The sequence below is a fragment of the Bradyrhizobium sp. MI1.3 genome, from assembly GCF_055811695.1.
In genome coordinates, this window is sequence record NZ_JBVVPQ010000004.1 from 138,102 (window position 1) to 154,070 (window position 15,969).

General features: G+C 62.8%; 21 protein-coding genes and 1 tRNA gene. 16 read left to right on the plus strand and 6 right to left on the minus strand.

Features of this window, described 5'->3' with window-relative positions:
• Positions 1-121 precede the first annotated feature (121 nt).
• The gene (locus tag AC0L3A_RS04025; protein WP_354160852.1) at positions 122-2,797 is read left to right on the plus strand and encodes a glycosyltransferase; all 2,676 of its coding nucleotides are present in this window, start codon (positions 122-124) and stop codon (positions 2,795-2,797) included.
• Positions 2,798-2,976: 179 nt separating this feature from the next.
• Here AC0L3A_RS04025 and AC0L3A_RS04030 read toward each other — a convergent pair whose 3' ends face one another.
• Positions 2,977-3,111 (minus strand): hypothetical protein, encoded by a 135-nt coding sequence (locus AC0L3A_RS04030; protein ID WP_256375789.1) that lies wholly within the window; start codon positions 3,109-3,111, stop codon positions 2,977-2,979.
• A gap of 2 nt (positions 3,112-3,113) precedes the next feature.
• Here AC0L3A_RS04030 and AC0L3A_RS04035 point away from each other — a divergent pair.
• The 7 genes from AC0L3A_RS04035 (at position 3,114) to AC0L3A_RS04065 (ending at position 6,902) form a co-directional block, all read left to right on the plus strand.
• A tRNA-Lys gene (locus AC0L3A_RS04035) sits at positions 3,114-3,189 on the plus strand.
• Positions 3,190-3,379: 190 nt separating this feature from the next.
• Complete coding sequence (locus AC0L3A_RS04040; protein ID WP_157158530.1) at positions 3,380-3,910, plus strand: hypothetical protein; 531 nt, start codon at positions 3,380-3,382, stop codon at positions 3,908-3,910.
• 474 nt (positions 3,911-4,384) lie between these two features.
• Positions 4,385-4,654, plus strand: coding sequence for a hypothetical protein (locus AC0L3A_RS04045; protein WP_007590810.1), 270 nt, complete (start codon positions 4,385-4,387; stop codon positions 4,652-4,654).
• 900 nt (positions 4,655-5,554) lie between these two features.
• Entirely contained in the window at positions 5,555-5,914 is a 360-nt protein-coding gene (locus AC0L3A_RS04050) for a hypothetical protein (protein ID WP_473253650.1), read from the plus strand.
• Positions 5,915-5,952: 38 nt separating this feature from the next.
• Complete coding sequence (locus AC0L3A_RS04055) at positions 5,953-6,411, plus strand: hypothetical protein (protein ID WP_245285851.1); 459 nt, start codon at positions 5,953-5,955, stop codon at positions 6,409-6,411.
• Between the two features lie 47 nt (positions 6,412-6,458).
• Positions 6,459-6,650, plus strand: a complete 192-nt coding sequence (locus AC0L3A_RS04060; protein WP_007590801.1) for a hypothetical protein — start codon at positions 6,459-6,461, stop codon at positions 6,648-6,650.
• Between the two features lie 69 nt (positions 6,651-6,719).
• Positions 6,720-6,902, plus strand: a complete 183-nt coding sequence (locus AC0L3A_RS04065; RefSeq protein WP_157158529.1) for a hypothetical protein — start codon at positions 6,720-6,722, stop codon at positions 6,900-6,902.
• 80 nt (positions 6,903-6,982) lie between these two features.
• Here AC0L3A_RS04065 and AC0L3A_RS04070 read toward each other — a convergent pair whose 3' ends face one another.
• Together AC0L3A_RS04070 and AC0L3A_RS04075 are read right to left on the minus strand one after the other, a co-directional pair.
• Complete coding sequence (locus AC0L3A_RS04070) at positions 6,983-7,189, minus strand: hypothetical protein (protein WP_007590800.1); 207 nt, start codon at positions 7,187-7,189, stop codon at positions 6,983-6,985.
• Between the two features lie 158 nt (positions 7,190-7,347).
• Positions 7,348-8,010 carry a hypothetical protein gene (locus tag AC0L3A_RS04075; protein ID WP_219684143.1) on the minus strand — a complete coding sequence of 221 codons (663 nt, stop codon included), beginning with the start codon at positions 8,008-8,010 and terminating at the stop codon, positions 7,348-7,350.
• A gap of 486 nt (positions 8,011-8,496) precedes the next feature.
• Between AC0L3A_RS04075 and AC0L3A_RS04080 the strand changes: the two genes are divergently transcribed.
• The 4 genes from AC0L3A_RS04080 (at position 8,497) to AC0L3A_RS04095 (ending at position 9,980) form a co-directional block, all read left to right on the plus strand.
• Positions 8,497-8,667 (plus strand): hypothetical protein, encoded by a 171-nt coding sequence (locus AC0L3A_RS04080; RefSeq protein WP_007590796.1) that lies wholly within the window; start codon positions 8,497-8,499, stop codon positions 8,665-8,667.
• 312 nt (positions 8,668-8,979) lie between these two features.
• Complete coding sequence (locus AC0L3A_RS04085) at positions 8,980-9,222, plus strand: hypothetical protein (RefSeq protein WP_473253652.1); 243 nt, start codon at positions 8,980-8,982, stop codon at positions 9,220-9,222.
• 134 nt (positions 9,223-9,356) lie between these two features.
• Entirely contained in the window at positions 9,357-9,584 is a 228-nt protein-coding gene (locus AC0L3A_RS04090) for a hypothetical protein (protein ID WP_198288291.1), read from the plus strand.
• A gap of 105 nt (positions 9,585-9,689) precedes the next feature.
• Positions 9,690-9,980, plus strand: a complete 291-nt coding sequence (locus AC0L3A_RS04095) for a hypothetical protein (RefSeq protein WP_473253653.1) — start codon at positions 9,690-9,692, stop codon at positions 9,978-9,980.
• Position 9,981: 1 nt separating this feature from the next.
• Here the strand turns inward: AC0L3A_RS04095 and AC0L3A_RS04100 are convergent, their stop codons facing one another.
• Positions 9,982-10,368: an NUDIX hydrolase gene (locus AC0L3A_RS04100; protein WP_219684146.1), complete on the minus strand. Its 387-nt coding sequence runs from the start codon at positions 10,366-10,368 to the stop codon at positions 9,982-9,984.
• Between the two features lie 142 nt (positions 10,369-10,510).
• On the minus strand, positions 10,511-11,620 hold the full coding sequence (locus AC0L3A_RS04105) for an AI-2E family transporter (RefSeq protein ID WP_007590777.1): 1,110 nt from the start codon (positions 11,618-11,620) through the stop codon (positions 10,511-10,513).
• A gap of 141 nt (positions 11,621-11,761) precedes the next feature.
• Between AC0L3A_RS04105 and AC0L3A_RS04110 the strand changes: the two genes are divergently transcribed.
• Both AC0L3A_RS04110 and AC0L3A_RS04115 read left to right on the plus strand, forming a co-directional pair.
• Positions 11,762-11,980 (plus strand): hypothetical protein, encoded by a 219-nt coding sequence (locus AC0L3A_RS04110; protein ID WP_007590776.1) that lies wholly within the window; start codon positions 11,762-11,764, stop codon positions 11,978-11,980.
• An 84-nt stretch (positions 11,981-12,064) separates the two neighbouring features.
• Positions 12,065-12,292: a hypothetical protein gene (locus tag AC0L3A_RS04115; RefSeq protein WP_007590775.1), complete on the plus strand. Its 228-nt coding sequence runs from the start codon at positions 12,065-12,067 to the stop codon at positions 12,290-12,292.
• 74 nt (positions 12,293-12,366) lie between these two features.
• Here the strand turns inward: AC0L3A_RS04115 and dapD are convergent, their stop codons facing one another.
• Positions 12,367-13,338, minus strand: a complete 972-nt coding sequence (gene dapD / locus AC0L3A_RS04120) for a 2,3,4,5-tetrahydropyridine-2,6-dicarboxylate N-succinyltransferase (protein ID WP_007590771.1) — start codon at positions 13,336-13,338, stop codon at positions 12,367-12,369.
• A 183-nt stretch (positions 13,339-13,521) separates the two neighbouring features.
• Here dapD and AC0L3A_RS04125 point away from each other — a divergent pair, with 183 nt between their 5' ends.
• Complete coding sequence (locus tag AC0L3A_RS04125) at positions 13,522-15,570, plus strand: acetoacetate--CoA ligase (RefSeq protein WP_473253654.1); 2,049 nt, start codon at positions 13,522-13,524, stop codon at positions 15,568-15,570.
• Positions 15,571-15,663: 93 nt separating this feature from the next.
• Entirely contained in the window at positions 15,664-15,966 is a 303-nt protein-coding gene (locus AC0L3A_RS04130; RefSeq protein WP_007590765.1) for a hypothetical protein, read from the plus strand.
• The last annotated feature ends 3 nt before the right edge of the window (positions 15,967-15,969 follow it).

Consider the following 15,969-nt stretch of genomic DNA (forward strand, 5'->3'; position numbering starts at 1 on the left):
ATGAGGCGATGACAGTTGTGAAACCGCGCGGCAGAGGTATGCTCCATTTGCCGCGGACTTGGTCGGATCTCGGGGTCGGATCCGCTTCCCTGCCCCCTCAGCCCCTTTTGGTTTAGCCGCGATGCGGGTTGTCGCCGCCGTTCTGTTGCTTGTGTCCGCGCTCCACGCCGGCCTCTGGGGGGTCTTGCGTGACAAGGAACCCGCGCCCGACTTCAAGGGCTTGCTGCCCAGCGTCTCCTATGCGCCGTTCGAGGGCTCGGCTCACCCCGATATCGACAACATTCCGACGGTGGAGAAAATCCGCGCCGACCTGAAGACGCTGTCGACGATGACGCGCGCGATCCGTCTCTATTCGTCCACGGGCGGCGTGGAACTGGTGCCGCCGATCGCGGCCGAGTTCGGCCTCAAGGTCACCGTCGGCGCCTGGATCGACAAGGACAAGGATCGCAACGAGCGCGAGATCAAGGCCGCCATCGAGCTCGCCCGCAAGAACAGCAACGTCAACGGCGTCGTCGTCGGCAACGAGGTGATCTACCGCGGCGAGCAGAAGGTCGAAGACCTCATCGAGATGATCAAGAAGGTCAAGGGCGCGGTCCGCGTGCCCGTCACGACCGGTGAAATCTGGAACATCTGGCGCGACAATCCCGACCTCGGCTCCAACGTCGACTTCATCGCCGCCCACGTGCTGCCCTACTGGGAGAACTTCCGCTCGGACCAGGCGGTCGACCAGGCCGTCGACCGCTACAATCTGTTGCGCAACCTGTTCCCCGGCAAGCGCATCGTGATCGCCGAATTTGGCTGGCCGAGCGCGGGTTACAATTTGCGCAACGCCGACCCCGGTCCGTTCCAGCAGGCACTGACCTTGCGCAACTTCGTCAGCCGCGCCGACGCCATCGGCATGGAATACAACATTGTCGAAGCCATCGATCAGCCCTGGAAATACTTCGAAGGCGGCGTCGGTCCGTACTGGGGCATCCTCAACGCCAGCCGCGAGCCGAAATTCGCCTGGACCGGGCCGGTGGAGAATCCCGATTATTGGAAGCTGATGGGTGTGGCGCTCCTGGTCGGTATCCTGCTGTCGCTGCCGATCCTGCGGCTGCAGCAGCCGACGGCGAAGCAGGCGTTCCTGCTGTCGGCCACCGCCAACGGCGTCGGCGCCTGGGCCGCCACCGTGTTCGCGTTCTGGAACGGGCACTATTTCATCTTCGGCTCGGCCTTCGCGCTCACGCTCGGCATGATCCTGCTTGTTCCCCTTGTGCTGATCGCGATGGCGCGCATCGACGAGATCGCCGCCGTCGCCTTCGGCCGGCCGCCGCAGCGCCTGCTCGCGAAGGACAAGCCAGTCGAGAACGTACCGGAGAATTACTTTCCAAAAGTCTCGATCCACATCCCCGCTTATTTCGAGCCGGTCGAGATGCTCAAGCAGACGCTCGATGCGCTGTCGCGGCTGAACTATCCGAACTACGAATGCGTCGTCATCATCAACAACACGCCGGACCCTGCGTTCTGGCAGCCGATCCAGGATCATTGCCGCGCGCTCGGTGAACGCTTCAAGTTCATCAACGCCGAGAAGGTGCAGGGCTTCAAGGCCGGTGCGCTGCGCATCGCGATGGACCGCACCGCCGTCGACGCCGAGATCATCGGCATCCTCGATGCCGACTACGTCGTCGATCCCGACTGGCTGAAGGACCTCGTGCCGGCGTTCGCCGATCCCAGTGTCGGCCTGGTGCAGGCGCCGCAGGAACATCGCGACGGCGATCTGTCGATCATGCACTACATCATGAACGGCGAATATGCCGGCTTCTTCGACATCGGCATGGTCCAGCGCAACGAGACCAACGCCATCATCGTGCACGGCACGATGTGCCTGATCCGCCGCGCCGCGATGGACATGGCCGGCGGCTGGTCGTCCGACACGATCTGCGAGGACAGCGACCTCGGCCTTTCGATTCAGCAGCTCGGCTGGACCACGCACTACACCAACCACCGCTACGGCCAGGGCCTGCTGCCCGACACCTACGAGGCCTTCAAGAAGCAGCGTCACCGCTGGGCCTATGGCGGTCTCCAGATCGTCAAGAAGCACTGGCGGAACTTCCTGCCGGGACGGAGCCGGCTGACGCCCGACCAGAAGCGCGAATATGGCCTCGGTTGGCTGAACTGGCTGGGCGCCGAGAGCCTCGGCGTGGTCGTGGCACTGCTCAACCTCGTCTGGGTGCCGATCGTCGCCTTCGCCGACATCGCCATTCCCGACAAGATCCTGACGCTGCCGATCATCGGCGCCTTCATCGTCTCGCTCGCGCACTTCTTGTCGATGTACCGCGCGCGCGTCGCGATCAAGCCCGGCCAGATGCTGGGTGCGATGATCGCCGCGATGAGCGTGCAGTGGACAGTGTCCCGCGCCGTCGCGCAGGGACTGATCACCGAGCACATCGCGTTCGCGCGCACCTCCAAGGGCGGCCTGTCCAGGATGTCGATCGAGTTCCAGGCGTTCTGGGAGGCCGTGATCGGCGCCCTGCTCCTGATCGGCGCCGGCGTGCTGGTGGCCTCCAACAGCTATCGCCAGATCACCGAGATCTACATCTTCGCTGGCGTACTGGTGCTGCAGAGCCTGCCGTTCCTGGCTGCGGTCGCCATCGCCATCCTCGAGCTCAGCCGCATCAACTCGTTCCAGTTCTGGCGCGACAGCGCGATCCGCACCGCCGAGCTGATCGGCCTGCGCCCGGTCGCGCTGCCGACCCCCGCCGGCACGCCGCAGCAATTGCCGGTGCCGAGCGAGGTCCGGCGGGAAGCGAACTGACGGGGCTCCGAACGCGGCATCCGGCCCATGGGCGGACGTCGCGGGTTCTTCGGCGTGGATGGCGGCCCGCCATCTCGGTTGAAAATCCCGGCTCAAGCATTGGAAACGGCGAGCGAATTCCCGCTGTTGCCTTCAACTTCGGCAGCCACCCGAGCTATTGACCTCCGCGCCCCATCCCCCTACACAGCGCGGGCCGAAAGCATGATCCGGAAACAGCCGGTTTTTCCGCAACGCTTGCGTCGATGTGGCGGCAAGACATGCTTTTCCAAATGACCGAAGACGATGGCGATCTCTTCAAAGCCATCAGCGGCCATGGGAGCGCGTAGCTCAGCCGGTAGAGCACGTGACTTTTAATCACGGGGTCCTGGGTTCGAGCCCCAGCGCGCTCACCAACAGATACTCCGCTTTAAAATTTTCGGTTTTATCGGAGCCTTGCTCATGCGGGGCGCATTCCGGGCCACTTGGACCCTTTTGCCGCCATAGGAAAATAGGGCTGCCGAGCACGTGCAGCGTGCGCCTCCATCGGGCCACTATCGACTCCTTGATTCGGAGTGAGTCTAGATGGCGAGTAGAAGCGTCGAGTTGGCCGTGTTCTGGCTGCCGCTCCTTGCGGGTATCCTACTTAGCGGGATTGCCGGCAGTGCTTGGTACGGCGGCGACAAAATTCCAGCAATTTGGATCGCTTTCTTCGGAGTGGTCTGTCTATTGCTGACCGCTGCTCTCCAAATACAAAACTTCGCGTATGCCAACCTGCTGCAACCAGAAATCGATATCGAAGCACCGACCCAACGAACAATTTTGACGTGGAATCCGCCTACCAGCTTTTTCATCAACTCCCGTCCCGAGAACAAAGCGCCGCCCGGAAGAGACAGCTCCGAGTCCCCGGCGATCATTTTCGAGAACAGGAGCAACGTCATCGGGCAGGACGCGTCCAATGTTGCGCCCGCTCAGCTCAATCAGCGCGTCGACACGATCTGGCGAATAGCCGGTGCGTCCGCGCTCAAAATCGGTCGTGAAGGCGCACATCTGATCTTCCAGCACCGCGAACCCGCCAACGTGATAAACCTGCACTTAGGAAACGTGCGGCGGGGGCGGTGGTTGGTTCTTGCCTGAACCACGCCAATTCATAGCGTTTAGCTCCTTTTGGCCGCCGGCAGTCAATGTCCAGCCATCACGCTCATTGCGTATCAGCTTTTGCTGTTCGAGCTTCTGCGCCAGACGGTACACGTCCAATTTCCGATAGTCCCCGGTACTCCACCGGACATGCGCAGCCGTCTAAAGGGAACTACCCTGCCGGCTTTTGGACCATTTCGGATGACGCGCAGCAAGGAGCGGGGCAGCCCACCGATCCTCATTTGCCGCAAATGCAGGGGGCGAATGGACTACCTCGCGACGCTGCCTGCGATTGTGAACCTACCGGCAGTGTATGCTTACAGGTGCCTCCCCTGCCTGAGAGTCGACACCGTCGCTCTGGAGTAGCCCGCATCGAGCGCCGAGGCTTATCCACACCCACGACCCGCAGTAGCTCGCCGCCGACCGACGCCCTTACCAATCGATAATTTGCAGCCTGCATCGAGGCGCGTTTTGATGGGGCATGCCTCGCTCCGCCGTCATAGCGCCACTCATTTCAGTCGCCGCCCGGTCAAGATCACTTTCGGCGAGCTGCGCGAGATGGGCTTAAGCGGCGTCATGGTCTGGTGCCACTGCGGCCATCACGTCGCGGTCAGCGCCGATCGCTGGCCCGACGAACTGCGGCTTTCTGATCTTGAACGGCGGTTTATCTGCCAAGTCTGCGGTAGTCGCGGCGCCGATGTGCGGCCTGACTTCGCCCCTCCCAAAATGGGCACCAACGTATGAGGCCCGCCAGGCTTAGCCGGCGGGCCCTTTGATGGCTCACTGAGGAGGCTTCTTCGTTGCGGTCGGTGGCTTCGCTGTGCCACTGCTGGGGGTATCATAATGCGCCGAGTTACGTCCGCCCCCAGGCTTCCCATTCATTTTGCCCGCCGATGCTGGAGACGTCATAAAGCCGGCGGCGATCATCGCGCCGCCGAACGCAACAATCACAAACAAAGCAGTAGCTCTTACGATTTCGGCGCGTTCTCCGGCCTGTCGTTCCCCCGTGTAGGCCGGGACTCCGCCTGCTGCCAGTGGAGTGAACCTTTATGTAGCCGGCTCAGACCAATGAATGTCCGGGATTTTGCTGATCCCTCTCGGGGCTGGAACGCCGCCGCCTGCGCTTCATTTCAAGCGGGCGGCGTTTTCATGAGGAAAGCTTATGGTACGCGCGCACCCCCAGCTTTGGTGCGGAATTCAGTATCTATTCTGACTGAACAAGCGCCTAGTCATTCGATCACCGGCCCATCACGGCATCTATCGGTGACTGAGAGCTGCTCGTGCTCCCGCCCTACGCGGAGCCACCCTATGCCAACCAGAAAAAAACAAACCATTCCCCTGACAACGCGACTTGCTCAATTGGCGGAGGAAGCCCGCCGCCGCGCCGAGGCGGCTCCGCTCGGAGCGAAGCGCGAAACTCTCCTGAAAGCGGCGCGCATAAGCGAAACCGCCCTCCAGCTCCAGCAATGGATTAGCTCACCTGGATTGAGAGCACCGAGCTAACGGGAAGGGCCGCCCGGTGGGCGGCCTCTTTTCTTTGCCTCACTGTGACGGCTTGGCTGGCCCCCGACCCGCCAAGGCGCACGGCCGACGGCCGGAACGATCCGACAGCAGCGCAATTGCTCCCTGAGTAGGAGTTGCGTCATGCGTCATGCGCCGTCGATCGTGCCGCTGGATAGGCTCGACCGGGAGATTTACCTTGTGCTGGAAGACTTGGGCGCGCGCGCCGGCTGCTCCTGGCGGGAGACCGACGAGCAGGACACCGACGTCGAGACCATCATCCGCGACCTGCTCTCCGGGCAGTACGCCTATCCGGTCCGTATCGTCGCCTTCAACGCGATCGAGGGCCGGGCTCGCGATGCGACCAGCGAGATCGCTGACGAGCTGGCCGAGCGCGTCACAGGGCGCGCCGAGATCACGCCGGCCTTGCAGGCCTTCATCCGGGCCAATGCTTCCCGACCGTTTGCTGTACAACTGGCGCTCCCTCTACGGGGCGCCGCCTGACTTCAAATCTGCGATCGACATGTTGCGTGGGGACTGCGGTGACAGTGATCAAGCAGGCACAGTTATCGGAAGTTCGCCCTTCCCCTCCGCCTGATTTTTTGGTACCAAATAAAATGAAACCAGCAAAAAAGATTCGTGCCAAAAAGCATCGCGGCCGCCCCGCTACTGGTCAGGGCGTCCAGATCGGCACGCGCTGGCCGGAGGCGACTGTCGTTCAGATCGACGCATGGGCGTCGCGGCAGGAAGACACTCCGGCTCGCTCTGAATCCATCCGTCGGCTGGTCGATATTGGCTTGGGCAAACCCGCCCCCGCCCTCGCGGTTACGTCTGCCGCCAAGGCCTCGTCCGAGCGGGCTCGGGAAATGGCGGGTAAAGCGATCGACAAGCTCAAAGACAACAAAGCGAGCCCGGATGACCAGGCCAGCCGCAAGCGGCGGCTCGTCAAGGGACCCGAGGAATTCCAGAACGTTCGACGCGATCGGCCAAATCGAAAATGATTTGACCGGCGCCCGCTTGGTCAATCTCGCCTCAAGGCAAAAAGCAAATGATCAAACCCAAACGGTCGGCCGAGCAACAAATCGCGGACGAAGCCGATCGAAGGACCCTCAATCCGATAGCATCGAGACAGACAATAGCGGACAGTCAAGCCACTCCGGAGTTTCAGGAAAACCTCAAACGCCTGAAGTCCGAGCGGCTGGAGCGTGAGGCTCGACTGAATCCGAAGCGCAAGGTCTGATTTGAGCTTGTCGAGCTTTCGCCTCGCCTGGTTGGGCCGGTCAGGCCAACGGGCCGCGTTGGATGGAGGGTGCAGAAGGTCGTGGAAATGTTGAATCGACGGTGGATGATCTTCCTGCTGGTTTCCGTGGTGATCGTTTGCTCGATCTTCGCAGGCGCTCGGTACTATCTCAGCAAATGCCATGGCATGGATGCGTGCGCGGCCGCCGAAGCCGAGAGCCATGAGCGAGACAAGCCGGCCGAGCCACAATAGTTTTCGGATAAAAGCCCGCTGCGAAGACGGACGACCCCAACGGCGAGCTCGCGAATGAAAGTCAGGACCGCGACGACGGACTACACCACGCCGCCGAAGTCGATGCCTTCCTTGGCAAGCGCCTCAGCTTCCTCGGCGGACGTTGTCGGCTTCGTATCGAGGTAGGGGCGCTCGGACGCTGGCAAAATCGTGCGGAGGTTCTGGCCGTCTGTCCGCGTGATGCGAGCAACCCAGCGCTTGGGCCCGTGCTCAAGCCGTTCGATATGGTACTGCTTGTACGTAATCATGACCGTCGGACGCAACTGACGCTGACACAGGCTTTATTCTATCCAACCAGGCATCGCCGCACAACGGCCGCTTAAACTGGGTTAGGGCCCGCCAGCCCGTCAACGCGAACCCGGCCGCGATGGCGCACACAGCCCCAGATGATTTGCCTGACCTACCTTCAGCTCTCCGGAGCTGACACCGTAGCCGGCGTGCTCAGCGGAGCTCCTCCCACCGAAACTGGCCCGATAGATTTCGACTGCCGGGCGATCCGCTTACGGATCGCGGCGGACAGTCCGTAGCGCGCATGCGCTCGTCGAACGGAGGACGTGACGTCCGACATCATGGCATTTTGCAGCGAGTCGATCTTCGCAATCAGTGTGGACAGCTGCGAAGATACCTTCCTCACATCGACCCGTTCGTCCGTGATGCTCTGTCGCAGCGAAAGCAGCACCATCGAATCCGCCTGCAGCACAGCCGCGTTTTGTTGCAATGCCTGGTTGCTCTCCTGCAGCGAAGCCGTGTGTTGCTGCTGGGTCGACTGAATATCCTTCAAGGCAGCGACAACCGGATCCGGCTTTGGCGCTGAAGCCTCTTGCCGCGGTAGCAACTCAGCCAGGCTGCTCAGATTGAGCGACGGCAAGCCGGACGGCCATGTGTAGATCGCCGCCGCGCCGTTGATGGCCAGCGCACACACCGACAGCGTCATAACCGACGTCCGGCTGGACCGCTTGACGGGTTCTGGAGCGTCCAAGCTTGCGGGTTCGTCGGCGGCGATGGCCGCAGCCAGTGCGGCAGGGTCGAGCTGTTCGACAAGGCCTTGCGTTTCGAAAGTCGCGGTCATGGCATTGACCCCAAATGAGCGAGCAACAGGAAGCCGTCGCCGGAACGTCCTCGCGACGGCTCCCTTACGCAGCACCCATCTACAACTGTCTAAAATTGTCGGCTTTTCAGCTTAATTTCACGTTAGCGGCCGCGGCCTGCCGCAGACCCCGCCGCCCCGGCCGACTACGGGGTCGTGCGACAGACATAACTCGCAGGCCGATGCGAGAGCTCCTCCCGAGCCCGGGACGCCGCCTCGGCCCGAAGCGGATTTTCCGAAGTTGGCACACTACGCCTGTTTTGCCCGACGCGTCAACCGGCGTCTCCGCCGGATGCAAGACCGCCGTGTGCCAAAAAGAAAGCGTTGCGCCAGCAGGACTTAGCTACTGTGCATGGGGTTGTTTTCGCGATTTTGGCCAGCGTGTGTTCGTGCGCCGGCCCCTGCCCCAAAAGCCGCGAGACAACCCGCTCAAAAAGTGTAGGATTCGACAAAACAGGGAGGAGCGGCATGTTTGAAATCAGCGGTTTCGACACGGCAGGAATCGTCAGCCTCAAGCGGCTGTCACTCACCGCCGCCCTCAAGAAGGCCAAGGAACTTATCGCCGACGGGTGCTGGGGCGTTCAGGTGATTGGTCCAGGGGGCCAAGTCTACACCTCGTTCGAGGAGCAAGCCGCGTAGTCCGCCCGCCTTCGGCAGCATTCGGAATCACCCGCCCATCCGATCGGGCGTCGCGCGCTCTCGCCCTTGCGGTGATCGACGTGAAAACCCCAGCGCCTGGTGGAGCGCTGGGGCGTTTTCAAAGTATCAATTGGTGAAGCAATGAGGCCTTCGTAGCAGCGATCTCAACCATCGCTTGTGAACTGCTTCACACGTCCTTCGATCTTTCCACACCTTGACGACGCTCAACTGCCGCGCGCCGTGCCGTTGCCAATCAACTCGTTTGGGAGCACGCTCTCTCCAGGCGCGCAGACGCCACTCAGGGAGAAAGCCATGAAGGACACGGGCCTGGATCATCGCCACCGCGACAAGGATGGCGCGATCAGCAAGAAGCACGGCAAGACGCTGGTCGGTACGTTGCGCAAGATCTACGGCAAGGGTTTTGCTGCCGGTTATCCGGATACGACTGAACTCAGCGAGGTCCTGCACCAGCTGAACGAGACATCGCTCAGCCAGTTGCGACGCGATCACGACACCGGGCATCTCGGCCACAAGATCGACCACGTCCCGAAGTGAGGGACTTCCCCTAGTCCCAACTTCAGGTAGACGATTCAACTTCGCTGCCGGTGGTCTCGCCGAACTTGCCGTTTGAGCTCTCGCAGCCCGAGCGCTAGGATGAGCCTTTTACGGAGGCTCATTTGAAACAGTTCATGATCATCACCGCCATTGCACTCGCCGTGACGGCTCCCGCCCGCTCGCAGGCTCTCGTCGATCCCAACAAGGTTGCACCCGAATATCGCGAGGCGGCAGAGAAGCGGCGGGCCGAGCAGATGCGGCAGCGCGAATGTGCGCTGAAGGCGGATCTCGAGAAGGTGCTGCCCAGGGATCGCACCGTCTATCTCAACCATTGCCTGGACACGATAGCGGCCAAGCAATAGGCGGCTGTTCAAGCGGCTTGAGGTCGCCGACGCGTTCAAGCTTTCTTCAGACATTTGGGATCACCTGACGATCCATTTCCATCAGTCATTGTCGATCGACCGCGCATGAGTTTCGTCCAGATTCAGTGCACGCGCTGCAAGACCGTGTTCCGCGACCGCGCGGGACGGTTGCAGGACGGCTATTCCAGGCAATGTCCGAGCTGCGAGGTGGTGCTGTTCTTCGCGGAGGATTCGCCGAACCCTCAGGTCAAGCAGGCCATGAAGCGCGCGCGCCAGGCTCGCAAGGAGCAGCGCGAAACCGAAATGGCCAGGATCTCCGCGCCGCAACCGCGCGCCAATTCTTCGCGGGCCCACACCGGACGGATACAGCTCTCATCGGAGGACGACGGGGACTAGCTCACCCGCGCTTCCGCGGAAACAGGCGGTCGCGGATGTAGCGCGAGGTCGGCGTCAGGCGGATGCCGCGCGGCTTCTGCCAGACGGCGCGATCAATCTCGTGCTTGTCGCCGATCGCGAGCCTGCCCTTGGCGCCCTTGGCGATGAAGATCGCGTCGCTCATCTTGCGGCCGGAGCGCTTGTTCCTGGTCGTCACTTCCTTCCAGAGGCTGATCCGGCCGAGCTTCAGCTTGGGCAGCTCTTCCTTGATTTCCCGCCGCAGGCAGTCCTTGTCGGATTCGCGCGCCCGCTTGCGGCCGCCCGGAAACATCCACAGGCCGTCCGACCGCCGTCTGACCAACAAGACCTTGCCGCGCTTGGCGGCAACCAGTTTGGAAGACTTCGCCATGTCCGCCGTAATCGAAAATAGAATCGAGCCCATGGTAACTTGTCTAGTCCGATAGACAAGTTCGGGATGGATCTTGATCGTATGGGGCAACGCCGCCAGGTCTGATTGAACCGGCAGGCCGATCCCCGTTCGAGGCGCCGGATCAGCCCTCGCCCGCCGCCGTCCCCGCCCTTGCCCCCGCCTCTGCCCGGTCCTCCGTCCTGATCCAGGCCATCATCATCTCCCAGGCCACCGACAGGATGATGGGGCCGATGAACAGGCCGACGATGCCGTGGGCGAGCGTGCCGCCAATCACGCCGACGAAGATGACGATGGTCGGCGTGGTCAGGCCGCGCCCCATCACCAGCGGCTTCAACATGGTGTCGAGGAAGCCGACGACGACGAGAAACACGGTGAGCAGCAGCGCGGTGGTGACGTCCTTGGCGGTCCAGATCCAGATGATCACCGGCAGAAGCACCAGGAAGGCGCCGATCTGCACGATCGAGAGCAGCAGCACGATGAAGGCGAGCAGGCCTGCGCTCGGCACCGCGGCAAGCTTGAAGCCGATGCCGGCGAGCAATGCCTGCACGATCGCGACGCCGATCACGCCTTGCGCCACGGCGCGGATGGTCGCGCCCGCGAGCCCCAGGAAATGCTCGCTCTGTTCGGGCACGATGCGAAACAGGAAACCGCGGCCGGCCGCAACCAGCCTCGGCCCGTGCGGAAACAGGAAGCCGGCCACGAACACCGAGACGAGGAACTGGAGCGTGCCGACGCCGGCATCGCCCGCGAGCGACAAGAGCGGTCCCGCCAGCGGCTGGAGATACGGCGCCACCTCGCGCAGCACCGCGCGGATGTTGTTGTAGGCCTGCTCCCAGAGCTCGAATAGCCAGGGGCCAACGACCGGCCACGACTTCAGCTGTTCCGGCGCCGATTGAAGCGCAAGGTCGCCGGTGCCGAGCTGGTGCGCCAGTTCGCGCACGCCGTCCACTGCGCTGATGCCGAGCCAGGTCGCAGGACCGATGACGATGCCGAGCGTGATCAGGGTCAGGATCGCCGCTGCGGTCTTGGGCCGGCCGCCCAGGATCTTCGCGACCCAGCTGAAGGCCGGGTAGAAGGCAACCGCGAGCACGCCGCTCCAGGCAAGGATCGGCACGAAGGGGCGGATGATCAGGAAGGTCCAGATGATCAGCAGGCCGAGCAGGCCGACGCGGATCACGAGCTGGATGATGTCCTCGCCCGTCAGGAGCTGACGCAGACTTTTCACGGGCACGGCTTTCCTTGCGGCATTGACGCGGGTTCCGGCACTTGCGCGGCCCAGCGTTATTGCCAGCCGCGCACCCGGCGTCAAGACGACCGAGCCGGCCCGAGCCGGTGATTAGGAACGCATCGGGCCATTCGGCATTCCGAGACGATGGCACGCCGCCCCAGAGAGCCCGTCGCACATGCGGGAATTCACCGCGGCATCCACTTTTCCCTGAAGCCAAACGCCGCACCGGGCTATTGGCGCTACGCCTATGCCGTCGGCGACAGGGCCCGCTCCGGGCGCGTGCAAGGCAGGCTGCCGTTGCTCGCCATCAGGCGCGTACAGATGCGCATCGACCGCGACATGCGGAGCATTAACGACGGTTAACCGGATTTCGTCCAACCGGTTTACGCCGATGCAAAGGCGCGCACCTACGCTTCCATCGAGGTCCCCCAAACCACTTTCGGTGCAATGGCCAATACCATCTGGACGATCGAAGAATTCACCTGCGCGGGTTGCGGCATGAACTACACCGCGACAAGGGAGGAGCACGCAGAAGTGCATTCCGGCAGCTTCAAGTGCAGGATCTGCAGCGGCGTGGTGCACACCTGGTCCGGCAAGCACCATTTCTTCGGCTGGGAAGCGGTGAAGACCAAGCCACCCGTGTTCGGAAGGCGCTGGGCCGGGGTGCCGTGGTAGGCCAACCGACGAAGCCGGCAAGCTGAGGCTGTTCTGCGACGGCGGCCAGGGAGCAACGCTGCGGCCGTCGTGGCCTAGCTGTGAAGTTGCGCGTTGAGGCCCTCCCAATTTGGCGTACGTTTGGTTGCCTCGATCGCACCGCTCTGGGAATTACGACGAAACAGAAGGCCCTTCTGGCCTGATAGTTCTCTGGCTTTCAGGATTCGGCCATCTTCCAGAAGGATGCGCGCGCCCGCCGTGACATAACAGCCGGCTTCGACGATACAATCGTCACCCAATGAAATGCCGATGCCGGCGTTGGCTCCGATCAGGCAGCGCTCACCAACTGTGACCCTCTCTTTCCCTCCTCCGGACAGAGTGCCCATGATCGATGCTCCGCCGCCAACGTCGCTGCCGCTTCCCACAACCACACCGGCGCTAATGCGGCCCTCGACCATGCAGGGGCCGAGCGTACCGGCGTTGAAATTGCAAAAGCCCTCATGCATGACGGTTGTGCCCGGCGCCAGGTAGGCTCCGAGCCTTACACGGTCCGCATCTGCAATTCTCACGTCCGCAGGCGTCACATAATCCGTCATGCGCGGAAACTTATCGATGCCTGCCACCTCAAACGCGAGGGCACGCTTTCGCGCCACCATTCGCGCTTCCGGGACACGAGAGCATTCACAGGGACCGAGTGTCGTCCAGGCAACGTTGGGCAAAAGACCGAAAATTCCTTCAAGATTCAGGCAATGGGGCTGGACGAGCCGGTGGCTCAGGAGATGAAGTCGAAGATACGCGTCGTGCACATCAGTCGGCGCAGATGCAAGAGAGTGAATTTCTGTACGAATGGAAACGATCTCGACATCGCGGATATCATCGTGTCGCGCATATCCGTCCGCCGATGCACCCAACGATCTGACGATCTCGTCGCTCGTCAGCCGTACCGTCACGGCCTTGTCGGCCGCCACAACCAGGCGCAGCCGAGGAAACCAGGAATCCAGCACGCGACCATCAGCGCCAACCGTCGCAAATCCCTCACCACTCGCGCCCCTCAGCTCCATCGTCATTTGAATGTCTCACACTATGATCCCAGACGCAGTGCATACGCGTTCCCGGCGAAATGGCAACTTCTGGTGGCTCAAAGGCGATCGCCCGGATTTGGCGAGCCAGACGCGGCTGCGCGAACTGCGACTTCTACTTCGTTCCATCGCCGGCTACACTCCTCTCCCTGCAATCAAAATCGATCCGCAATGACCTCACCCTTCGTTCCCCAGATCGCCCTCTACCGCAACTGGCTCGCCGAGCAGCGCGGCCTCACCTTCGCGACCTACGAAGACATGCGGCAATGGTCGGTGCGCGATCTCGACGGGTTCTGGCACAGCATCTGGGACTATTACGATCTGCAATCGCCCACGCCGTTTGCGGCGGTGATCACCGAGCGCAAGATGCCCGGCGCGATCTGGTTTCCTGACGCCCAGGTCAACTATGCCCGGCAGGTGTTCCGCCATGTGGATGCGGCTGACGCCGCCGGCCTGCCCGCGATCGTCAGCTGCGGCGAGGACGGCAAGCTTTACGAGACGAGCTGGCCGGAGCTGCGGCGCAAGGCGGCCGCGCTCGCGCTGCACCTGAAAGCAAAAGGCATCAAGCCCGGCGACCGCGTCGCCGCCTATCTGCCCAACATCCCCGAGACCATCATCGCATTCCTGGCGAGCGCCAGCATCGGCGCGGTCTGGAGCGTGTGCGCGCCCGATATGGCCGCGCCTGCCGTGATCGACCGCTTCAAGCAGATCGAACCCAAAGTGCTGATTGCCTGCGACGCCGTCACCTATGCCGGCCGCCGGCACGATCGCAAAGACGTCCTCGCCGAGCTGCGGCGATCGCTGCCGACGGTCGAGCACGTCATCCTGCACAGCGAGGCCGTCGCGCCCGCAGCGGCGGACGCCCTGCTCTCCGAGATCGTCGCAACAACGGGCGCGGAGATCGACGCGTTCGAGCCGGTCTGGCTGCCGTTCGATCATCCGCTCTGGATCGTCTATTCCAGCGGTACCACCGGCCTGCCGAAGCCGATCGTGCACGGCCATGGCGGCATCGTCATCGTGGTGCTGGCGCTGCTGGGATTGCACAACGATCTCGGCTGCTCATACCACGAGAACTCGTTCGGCGAGCGCTATCACTGGTACTCTTCGACCGGCTGGATCATGTGGAACAGCCAGGTCGGCGGCCTGCTCAGCGGCACCACCTGCTGCATCTTCGACGGCAGCCCCGGCGGCGCCAGAGACAAGCCGGACTGGACCACACTGTGGCGCTTCGTCGCGCAGTCGAAAGCGACCTTCTTCGGTGCGGGCGCCGCGTTCTTCGCCAACTGCGTCAAGGCCGAGATCGATCTCGCCGCCGCCGGTGATCTCTCACAGCTTCGATGTCTCGGCTCGACCGGCTCTCCGCTGAGCGCCGACACGCAAGCGTGGTTCAACGACCGCTTCGCGGCGCTCTCGAAAGCCAACGGCAGCAAGGTGCAGGCCGATATCTGGTGGGCCAACATCTCCGGCGGCACGGATTTCGCCGGCGCCTTCATTGGCGGAAATCGCGAACTGCCGCAGACGCCGGGCGCGATGCAGTGCCGTCTGCTGGGTGCTGCCGTGGAAGCCTTCGACGAACAGGGCCGCGCCGTCATCGGCGAGGTCGGCGAGCTCGTCTGCACCGAGCCGATGCCGTCGATGCCGCTCTATTTCTGGAACGACAAGGGCGATGCGCGCTATCGGGCGAGCTATTTCGAGACCTATCCGGACAATTTCGACGGCAGCGGCCGCGGGCCGGTGTGGCGGCATGGCGACTGGCTCAAGGTCGACCCGGACGGCTCCTGCATCATCTATGGCCGCAGCGATGCCACCATCAACCGGCATGGCCTGCGCATGGGCACGAGCGAACTCTATTCCGCGATCGAGGCCCTGCCCGAGGTGCTGGATTCCCTCGTCGTCGATCTCGAATATCTCGGCCGTGACAGCTACATGCCGCTGTTCGTGGTGCTGCGCGAAGGCGTCGCCTTCGACGGCGCAATGCAGGCGAAGATCAACAAGGCGATCGAGGCCGGCCTCTCGCGCCGTTTCCTGCCCAACGAGATTCTTGCGGTCGCCGAAATTCCGCGCACGCTCTCGGGCAAGAAGCAGGAACTGCCGATCAAGAAGCTGCTGCTCGGCCAGCCCGTCGAGAAGGTCATCAACCGGGAGGCGATGGCCAATCCCGCCTGCCTCGACTGGTATCTCGCCTTCGCACGCGACTATGTGGCGCGGACCGAGACTTGAGGGGGAGATCGCCCCAATTGCGCCGATGCCGTTTGGACTCCGTTCACCGATCGCCGCTAGAGCAGGATGGATCTTCCGCAACGAACGCGCGCCATGGCCGACCTCAACGCCGTCCTCACCAGGCTCAACGACCGTTTGCTCCGCCTCGAGGGCGAGCTGTTCGTGCTGCGCTCGCTGGCCCGCGCGACGCTGACGGCGGGCGATGACCACGCGGCGCGAATGCGCAAGCTGGTCGAGGCCGCAAAGGTCGCGCTCGACGACGAGGCCACGCGCCCCCTCGACAAGCCGACGCGCAAATATGTCGATGCGGCGACCGCGCTGGTAGAGGAATTGCTGGTCGAGCCGACCTCGGCGCGGCCGTTGTTCACCGTCATCGACGGCGGCCGGCGCGACTGAGCG